Here is a 9,004-nt window from a genome sequence, read left to right as displayed (position 1 = left end):
TCAAAATTAACCTACGTATACGCAAAGTGGCAGTCGGTTTCGTTCATTTTAACTATTCTCTCAAAATGAGCAGCAATTCGTCGAAACTAGAAAAATAAGGGATCAGAGTTCCCTTTCATCAACCAAACGCCTGTTTTGCAGCAAATAGTGGCCCCTAGTTCCCCTATCGGAAATCCGTGTAGATCTCGCGAGTTGGCTGGGGTAGCAGGTCGAAGTAAACCGGTGGCGGAGTTGGCTTGGCAGTCTAGTCTCTTGGCCGAGCTGCCTGGGGTAGCTTGGCAGTGTACACCGTTTGCGTTGTCGCAGCATTAGTCGGTCCGAGTAAATGATCGGCGTAGACGGTTTCCCCTCCCCCAAATAAAAAAACCTGAGACAAAGTGTCTCAGGGTTACTACTCATCAATCATCCTTGCCGTCCTTCTTCTGTCCCCAATCCCGATTGCCCCAATTCCAATTGAAATTGTTATCATCTGGCTTTGGAGTCGATGTCGGCTTTGCCGTCGGTTTCGCTGTCGGTTTTGCCGTCGGCTTGCTCGGGCTTGTTGGTTTGACGGTAGGTTTTACACTAGGCTTAGGGGTCTCTCGTGGCTTTGACGATGATCCATTTTTCGGATCATCGTCATTGTCGTCCTTGCGGCCAGGTTTAGTTGCATTTTTGTCATCATCGTCATTATCTTTGCCGTTGTTATCCCTGCCATTGTTATCTTTGCCGTTCTTATCATCGTTGTTGTTCTTGCCATTGTTGTCATCATCATCGTCACGACCGTTCTTAACATTCTGGCCGTTCTTGTTATCATTGCGGTTGTTTCTTGGCGTAGGCGTAGGTGTCGGCTTCACGCTAGGCTTGCCATTATTCTCGTTTTTACCGATCTTGGTATTGTTATTATTACCATTTTTATCGTTCTTGTCGTTCTTGTCATTCTTATCGTTTTTATCATTGCTTGCATTGCTTTTGCCTTTATCTCGGTCATTTTGAATTTGCTGAATTCGCTCACTCAATTTCCCTGATTTTTCATCAGCGACAAGTCTTTGCAGTGAAGACTTATCGATAGGCTTTGATGATGGCACCAGCTTGTCGATCCCGCCGTTTTCTTTGGCCAACTGATGAATGGAGACGCTTTTGATGTCGTCCAGCGATACTTTTGCCCCGTTGTCTACGGCATTGAGATAGATGGCATATTTCCCTGCGGATACACCGCTGGCCTTGGCTTCTTGTCTCACTTCTTGCGGTGCTGCGAACGCCGTCACTTCATAGTTTTGGACTTGATCGGGATGCGATTGCTCAATATGCTTGCTCACCTGATTCTTCAATTTGGTGGCAATCGCTTCATCATTCACCGCTGCTTTTTGTTCTACGACTGTAGATGAGATGATAATGTCGCCTTCCCCTTTGGCAAGGGCTCCCTGCTCCGCTTTATCCAAGATGTCTGAGGTAACAGCTTCTAACGACTTGCCCTTGTACTCCAAGGTGCTGATTAACTCATCGCCGTCTGAATTTAATCCCTGTAGGTCTTGAACAACCTCTTTGTCATCAATCCCAATTTCGACACTTGGGTTGATATCTATGGTTACGTAAGCAACCACTTGGCCACCTGGCACACTTCCCGTTAAAGTGGATACCAAGACGAAGCACACGATAATTGCGGCGGCCAAACCAGAAAGAATCCCTATTTGCGGTACCCGGAAGCGTCTTATCGCAGGTGCGAACAGGATTTCTTCTCCTACTTCACAATTTCGTGTTCCCCTAGGGAGCTTCTCAAACCGACCCTCTGGACTCATGACAATAATGGAGGTGTCGCTAATTTCCATTACGATTCCCTTGTTCATGCGCTGCTCTTCCTTTCTTAATGCCGTCCTCATTCTCGAATATGTAAATAATCCCGCAAGTAAGGGTATGGACCGTTGTAGATGAGAGCAATAGCTATCAAATACTTACGGTTGCGCTCCAAGGTTTTTCTAGAAACCTGTACTTGCTCCAGCAGCTCTTTAATGGGTAGCTGCCGTTTCGTTAGAAGAGTCCGCATTAGTTCCGCATCCTGTGCCAGCGTCCGACCGATGCCGAAAAGCATCTGTCTGGAATCGTCATGTTTAGGAGAGGCTTCCGTCAACTCAGAGAAATCGATATCAAAGTCACTTAAGCAGCGACTGAAATCCATAATTTCACTTCGCCGTTCTTCAAGTCCTTTTTGCTTTTCATAAGCTTCTATGGCTTGATGAACCTCAATCGGATTGAGTAGGTTATCTTCATCATCTTCCTGATCGAATGAACTATAAGGAATCTGTCCTTTGAAACGTTGTTCTTTACGCAAGAAATCAATTAACCTTCTCCGCATGACGGTTTCGGCAAACCCAAGGAAAGATCTCCCCATCACAGAAGAATATTGATTAATGGCTTCATTAAATGCCCCTAAAGCAATGCTGAATTCATCATCCCTAGCCGGATCTATATACCTTTTACAGAACCTGCTTGTTACTTTTGCTACATAGGGCTGATAGTCTGAAATAAATTGATTCCTAAGTCTTAGGTCTCCTGATTGAATTTGATGTATGGTAACCTCAAGGGAAGAGGCATAGGATTCACTTTGACCCTGGGATTCCTTTTTTCCAAGGAACCTTTTGAATAGTACCAGTAGCACCTTTCCACCTCACAGTATAGTAAATTCGTCCTTATGTATATCAATTCGGGGGGTACAACATATGTAAAGCAGAAATAAAAAGCAAATTTATTATAACATAGATGTCCAAATGAGCACCTACTGGGAAATAAAACCTCTGTAGACGATTTCAATTTAAACTAGAATCCTTTACAATTATGGTAAGGAGGTGTTTCATTTGGAACAAGGTAATCAATTTGGCAAGTTTCTCGAGACGCTGCGAGGCAAGATGTCCTTGCGCAAGGTTGCCAGCAAAAGCGGCCTGTCTCATGCGTACATTCGAGACTTAGAGCTCGGACGTAATCGTACCACGAATGACATCATCAAGCCATCCCCTGACACCTTAAGGAAGCTTTCGCAAGCTTATCAATATCCTTACACGGATCTTTTAATGAAAGCCGGATATCTGGAGGAAGCGTCATCTTGGCAAACGCCTAACGAAATCCGTTTAGATAATGTCTGGTATGTGGAGTTCGGTACGAAATCGATCAAGTACGTCTCGCAAGATGGCATGGTGGAAGAAAACGTAGAATCACTCGTGGCTTTTACTAGTTTCATAGAAGCATTAATGGATCTTCAATTTGCAAAAATGGACATGCACCTGTTCGTTAATCTGAACAAAATAAAAAAGTATGCCCCCTCGGAAGGCAAACTTTATTTTGATGCTTATGAAGATGGACCTTATGTTACCATCGCTGCCATGGCGCAGATGAAACATCATCAAACCCTTGTGGATTATGTGGCTCGCAATACTGGCGTTACTGCTCAGGCCGATGGTGATAGCCATCCCTTATCGTTGAAAGCTAAGCTCCTTACCTAGCATAACATAGATGAATAGAGCTGTTGCGATACCAAGCATTTGAATCGGCATCAGTGCGCTTAGCACGCTGTTTGGATAGGAATGTCGGTAAATAATTCCAACGATTACGACAATAATGAAAAGATAGAAGCCTGCATTTTCTCTGGTTGGCATTATTCGTGTGTAATGCGTCAAGAACGTAAAACCCAGGCGAAGTTTATGTATTCCTGCAAGAATACCGCATTTCGCACCTAATACCAGAAGCAGGACGATAACGAACTCATCCGGTTTATTTTTCATTGCCGCATACGAAGTGAGCGGAGTCAGTTCCCATATTGCATAAACGCCAGTCGATACAATCACAGACAGGATGTACCCGGATAATGCGAGAATGACGGCAGGTATGGGATAAAATTTCCAAACAGATACTACTAGCACACAGATGATACTTATGTATAAAATAGGCCTTTGGCCTAGGTATGTGACCAATATTCCAGCCAGGAAAGCCAAAGCAATCGGCAACCCGTGCGGCTTTATTTTTTGTCTAAATAGAACCAATGAGAATAAAATCATGGGAACAAAATCAAGACAGGTCAAGATAAATATCGCCCATGTTAACAAATACTAACCCCTCATTTCTAAGCTTGCTCTTCAGAAATTACATCAATTAACTCTGCAACTAGAATTATACAGGATAATAGATCTTTTGCGTTCAATATGGACTAAGTTGGCTGTTTCTGAGCATAAGCTGACAGAATGCATGGATGGTCTTAGAGAAATGGAGTGCGATGATCGTATGGGGCATCCTTACACCGTTGCCATTGTGGAAGATAATCATTGGGTTGGTAAATTACTTGAAATCTATTGTCAGCAGTGCGAATTAGATGTCGTTTCGATCGCCACGGACGGCGAAGAATTCATTCGAATGTATGAACAGCTTCTCCCGGATATCCTACTCGTCGATATTGGCCTGGAAGGCAATCTGGACGGCATTGCTATGGTACAGACCTTACGCAAAGCCGGTTATCAGCAGAAGGTCATCATGGTTAGCGGTACGACCAATATCGATCATATCCTTACGAGTTTTCATGACCTGGGTTCTGTTTATTTCTTGTCAAAGCCTGTGATGCTGCCTGAGTTTCAAGCAGCCATCCGCAAAGCCATTACCGAGATTCAATTGGAACGCAGTCATACGCAGCAAACGCCAGGCTCCATGAAAACAAATTGGATTACTGTAAAAAATCAAAAATCGCAGTTACCGATCTCGGAGGAATCGATTCTTTTCATCGAGAAAGAGGACAAGCGATTATCCAGAATTCATCTCAAGAATGGTGCACAGATGGATTCCAGCACCAACTTATCGGATATCTTATCTCAGAGCTCGCCATTGATGTTCAGCCCCTTCAAGGGCTTTCTTGTCAATATGCGGCATGTTGTCAGCTACGTGAAGGACAGCGGATTTCCTACATCGCGCAGATTTCTTATTCACTTGAATCATACGCCGATAAAAATCCCTTTAAGCAGAAGTCTGCAAAAAGAGTTCGGGCGGTTGCTCCATGAGATTCACGAGCAAGTCTAGAATCATCCGAATAAAAAGCCGCTCCCTCTTCCGTTAGGAAAAGATAGCGGCTTTTATCTTTATAACCTCTACATGGGCTTGGAGGTTTTTTTGTTTTTCAGCTTATCGCGGCGTACACTCAGCATTTTCAATCGTTTCATGAGCTGCTCTTCCCATTCGGCATCCGCTAAGGATTTCGCAACCATGAGCAGATCCAGCGCCATATCGATCTGGCTGCGTACAATATCCATAGGCTCTTCGCCTTCATGATTCACACAATTGTCATGCAGCAAATGGTCTTTCCCATCTACGTATTCTAAAAAGTCGACCTCGGCAGCCCCATCACCGTGGGCGTATTCCGCCAGTATCTCGTATTCGTTCTCTACCAGATAGTGAACCTCAATGTGGTGACATACCGGGCAGAAGAGAATCGGCACATTATGAATTTGTGTTCGGATGTGCTTCAATGTACCTTTTGTTCCAATCATACTAGCGCCACAACAAAAACTCATCGATATCACTCCCTTTGCGTTTTCCGTGAGGAAAACTTGCATCATAGCATCATCTTTGTCACCCGGATTAATCCAATATATTCGCCTTAAAAGTGTGAAATTCCTTTTTTACGAGACATCTAGATTTTAGCAATCCACGCATATTTTTCTGTTGAAAAGCGAATGCTTTTACAAGAAAATGGTCGCCCGAAATGCGATTGCCCAGAAAAGAGGAATAGCCTTGAAAACTTCACCAATCTCGGAGTATGAGGTGCCTGGAAGATATTACAAGGACTTACTCCATCTTATGGTTGTTGGTACAAATTCGCTCTATGCATATTGGGAAATATCTGACAGGCGCAGGTGGCTGGTATCCCAGCATTTTGAATGTGACTTCGGTGCTATGCCGTGTGTCATCCGTTTGTACGATGTGACGCATGTACTCTTTAATGGACATAATGCCCATACCTGCTGGGATACAACCGTGCCGCCCGAAACTACGCATGCCTACTTGCATCAAGCTGGGGCTAATCGCAGCTATATCGTGGATGTAGGGACGTATACGTGGGAGCATGAGTTTATCCCTTTACTTCGATCCAATTGTGTCGCAACCCCCAAAGATTCGGAAGAGAATTGGGGAGAACCGAGGTGACGATAAGTTTTGATTAATCGCTTGAAATCGAAGCCTGAAATTAAGGGGTATTTCGCCCTCGTCCTGCATGCTCATCTTCCTTATATCAGCCACCAAGGTCCGGACGTTGCGTTGGAAGAACGCTGGTTTTTTGAGGCTATGACAGAAACGTATTTGCCATTATTGGAAGTCATGCAGCAGCTCTCTCAAGATCAAATTGATTTCCGCATGACCTTTTCCATCACTCCGACACTGTTATCTCTGTTCAGCGATCCATTCTGGCAAGCCAAATATAGGGTTTATCTCCAAAAACTTATTACGCTATCTGACAGCGAACAAGTACGGCTACAGCAGGACCCCGTTCTCCTTCCCGCTGCCTACCAGTATTCGCAGAGGTTTCAAAAGCTGCTGGATCTGTACGAGAGTTATGATGGAAATGTCATTGTTGCCTTCAAACATTTCCAAGAATTAGGACACATAGAAATCGTAACATCCGCCGCTACGCACGCCTATCTGCCTTTGATGCAAACGGAAGAATCCATCAGGGCTCAGATTCTAGCCGCGGTGAAAGACTTTGAGCGTTATTTCGATCAAAAGCCACGCGGCTTCTGGTTACCCGAATGCGGCTATACGCCGGGGATTGAGCGGATTTTGAGCGAAGCCGGCATCCGGTATATTTTCACGGATGCCACCGCTGTTGCTTTTGCATCCCCTCACCCCCATCGTGAACAGTTGGCTCCGCTGCTGACGTCGACTGACGGCGTGATGGCTTTTCCATGCGATCTGGCGTCTATGCACCAAATTTGCTCACCAGAGGATGGGTATAGCAGCGACTTTCTTTATCGCGACTATTATTCGGCAAATGATGCAGGATTCAAATACGACCGCAATACCAGTAAAGGCCGGCTCAAAATGCCCTATCATCCCGCACTCGCCTCGGAAAGAGCGGAAGAGCATGCAGATGATTTTCTCAAACATCGCCAAAAACAGGTGCAACAAGCGCTTCGCTGGCTGGATCGAAAACCGGTTATCGTCTCCTCTTTTCAAGCGGAGCTTTTTGGGCATTGGTGGTATGAAGGTCCCCACTTTCTGGAGCAGCTATGCCGCAAAATGTTTCTCGATCAGACGGCGGTGAAAATGATAACGCCAAGCGAGTATCTGGATGAGTATCCAACGGCCGGAGTTGGCCAATTGAACCCATCCAGCGCAGGCCGCAGCCACAGCTCTGAAACCTGGCTGCAAGCAGGCAATGACTGGATTTACCGTCATCTTCATGAAGCGGAGAAGCGGATGATTCACTTCGCCACAAATCAGGAGCATCTTCATCATGCTGAGAAAGCAACTGCCGATGTGTTCAATCGTGCTTTGAATCAAGCCGCCAGAGAGCTCATGCTGGCTCAGAGCAGCGATTGGGCGTTCCTGATGGACTCGGCAACCTGCGCGGATTATGCTAGCCGCCGGATAAAAAACCATCTTGGCTGCTTCCACCGGCTTTGCGATCAATTGAATAGCAATCAGATCGATGAGGATTTCCTTGCTGCACTGGAGGAACATGACAGTTTCCTTCCGGATGTCGAGTATCAAGCTTTCAGAAGTATCAGCCTCCAGTCGCCTATTCCTATTATTCCTAGCAGAAGTGAATGGGAAGGCTTACTCGAAGCTACACAACATCGCCACAATGTGTTCATGCTGGCGTGGGAATATCCCCCCAAACAAGTCGGCGGTTTATCGAAAGCCGTCCATGAACTGTCGGAAACCCTTGCTTCCCTCGGAGAAATCGTGCATGTCATCACGACGTCCTATGACGGCGCACCTGCTTTTGAGAATAAAAATGGCGTCTATGTCCATCGATTGCCTATTCAGCATTCCGGTGATACTTCCTTTTATCACTGGACTTTCGAAATGAATCTCGCCATGACGGATCATCTGGTCAACTGGGTGGAGAATGGCGGCCGCATCGATCTTCTGCATGCCCATGATTGGATGGTTTTTCACGCTGCGAGAGAAATAAAAATGAGTTATAACATCCCTCTGATAGCAACGATTCATGCGACGGAATGGGGGAGAAATCAAGGAAATTTGGGCTCTGACCTACAGCGCAAAATTCATCAGTTAGAGTGGAAACTGACGTATGAGGCCAACCGCGTTTTTGTTTGCAGCTCCTATATGAAAGAGGAAGTTGTCCGCATCTTCAGCTTGCCTCCGGATAAAGTCATTGTTCATCCGAATGGCATTCAGATCTCTCTGGCATCCAGCAAGGAAACAGTGAAACGTCCTCGTGAAATTGCGAAGCAGGATAAAGTTATTTTCTATATTGGCAGGCTTGTTTATGAAAAGGGTATTCACACGCTCATCCAGGCCATGCCGGGCATTTTGACGCATGTGCCGCAAGCAAAACTCATCATTGCCGGTTCAGGACCAATGGAAAACGAACTTCGCACGTTAGCGGCCCATTTAGGAGATCGCGTCTTGTTTACAGGCTTCATAGATGATAGCTACCGTACCCAGCTCTATCAATATGCCCATGTTTGTGTCATACCGAGCTTATATGAGCCTTTCGGGATCGTTGCCTTGGAGGCAATGGCCAGTCGGCGGCCCCTCGTACTCTCGGATACAGGCGGTCTGGCTGAAATCATTCGGCATGGCGTGAACGGCTACAAAGCTCTGCCGGGACACGTTGATTCGCTGGCATGGCATATTACCGAAATGCTGCTGCATCCCAAATTAGCCGCCAAAATGGCCGACAGCGCCTATCAGCTGCTACTGAAAAACTACCAATGGAACCATATCGCTGCGCATGTTCAGGAGGATTATCGCAAACTAACCAACAAGCTCACCGACATTGCGGTTACAGTAAAAAGTTAAAAAACTC

The 9,004-nt window shown here is 45.7% G+C and carries 8 protein-coding genes; 4 read left to right on the top strand and 4 right to left on the bottom strand.

Annotated elements, in window-relative coordinates; genetic code table 11:
• Positions 1-398 precede the first annotated feature (398 nt).
• Both GON05_RS04765 and sigI read right to left on the bottom strand, forming a co-directional pair.
• Positions 399-1,826, bottom strand: coding sequence for an anti-sigma-I factor RsgI family protein (locus GON05_RS04765; RefSeq protein WP_157318031.1), 1,428 nt, complete (start codon positions 1,824-1,826; stop codon positions 399-401).
• 29 nt (positions 1,827-1,855) lie between these two features.
• Positions 1,856-2,635: an RNA polymerase sigma factor SigI gene (gene sigI, locus GON05_RS04760; RefSeq protein WP_127455543.1), complete on the bottom strand. Its 780-nt coding sequence runs from the start codon at positions 2,633-2,635 to the stop codon at positions 1,856-1,858.
• A 196-nt stretch (positions 2,636-2,831) separates the two neighbouring features.
• Between sigI and GON05_RS04755 the strand changes: the two genes are divergently transcribed.
• Positions 2,832-3,473 (top strand): helix-turn-helix domain-containing protein, encoded by a 642-nt coding sequence (locus tag GON05_RS04755; RefSeq protein WP_157318030.1) that lies wholly within the window; start codon positions 2,832-2,834, stop codon positions 3,471-3,473.
• Here GON05_RS04755 and GON05_RS04750 read toward each other — a convergent pair.
• Positions 3,444-3,890, bottom strand: coding sequence for a hypothetical protein (locus GON05_RS04750; protein ID WP_157318029.1), 447 nt, complete (start codon positions 3,888-3,890; stop codon positions 3,444-3,446). The two genes, GON05_RS04755 and GON05_RS04750, sit on opposite strands and share 30 nt — an antisense overlap.
• Before the next feature lie 268 nt (positions 3,891-4,158).
• On the opposite strand from GON05_RS04750, the gene GON05_RS04745 reads away from it, so the two are divergent.
• Complete coding sequence (locus GON05_RS04745) at positions 4,159-5,031, top strand: LytR/AlgR family response regulator transcription factor (RefSeq protein WP_157318028.1); 873 nt, start codon at positions 4,159-4,161, stop codon at positions 5,029-5,031.
• Between the two features lie 68 nt (positions 5,032-5,099).
• Here GON05_RS04745 and GON05_RS04740 read toward each other — a convergent pair whose 3' ends face one another.
• Positions 5,100-5,522, bottom strand: coding sequence for a hypothetical protein (locus GON05_RS04740; protein WP_157318027.1), 423 nt, complete (start codon positions 5,520-5,522; stop codon positions 5,100-5,102).
• Between the two features lie 220 nt (positions 5,523-5,742).
• Here GON05_RS04740 and GON05_RS04735 point away from each other — a divergent pair, with 220 nt between their 5' ends.
• Positions 5,743-6,153 carry a DUF4912 domain-containing protein gene (locus GON05_RS04735; protein WP_157318026.1) on the top strand — a complete coding sequence of 137 codons (411 nt, stop codon included), beginning with the start codon at positions 5,743-5,745 and terminating at the stop codon, positions 6,151-6,153.
• A gap of 9 nt (positions 6,154-6,162) precedes the next feature.
• Complete coding sequence (locus tag GON05_RS04730; RefSeq protein WP_157318025.1) at positions 6,163-8,997, top strand: 1,4-alpha-glucan branching protein domain-containing protein; 2,835 nt, start codon at positions 6,163-6,165, stop codon at positions 8,995-8,997.
• Positions 8,998-9,004: the final 7 nt, after the last annotated feature.

This window comes from Paenibacillus anseongensis (assembly GCF_009757995.1).
Lineage (GTDB): Bacteria > Bacillota > Bacilli > Paenibacillales > NBRC-103111 > Paenibacillus_E > Paenibacillus_E chondroitinus.
This window is presented reverse-complemented; position numbering and strand designations above follow the sequence as displayed.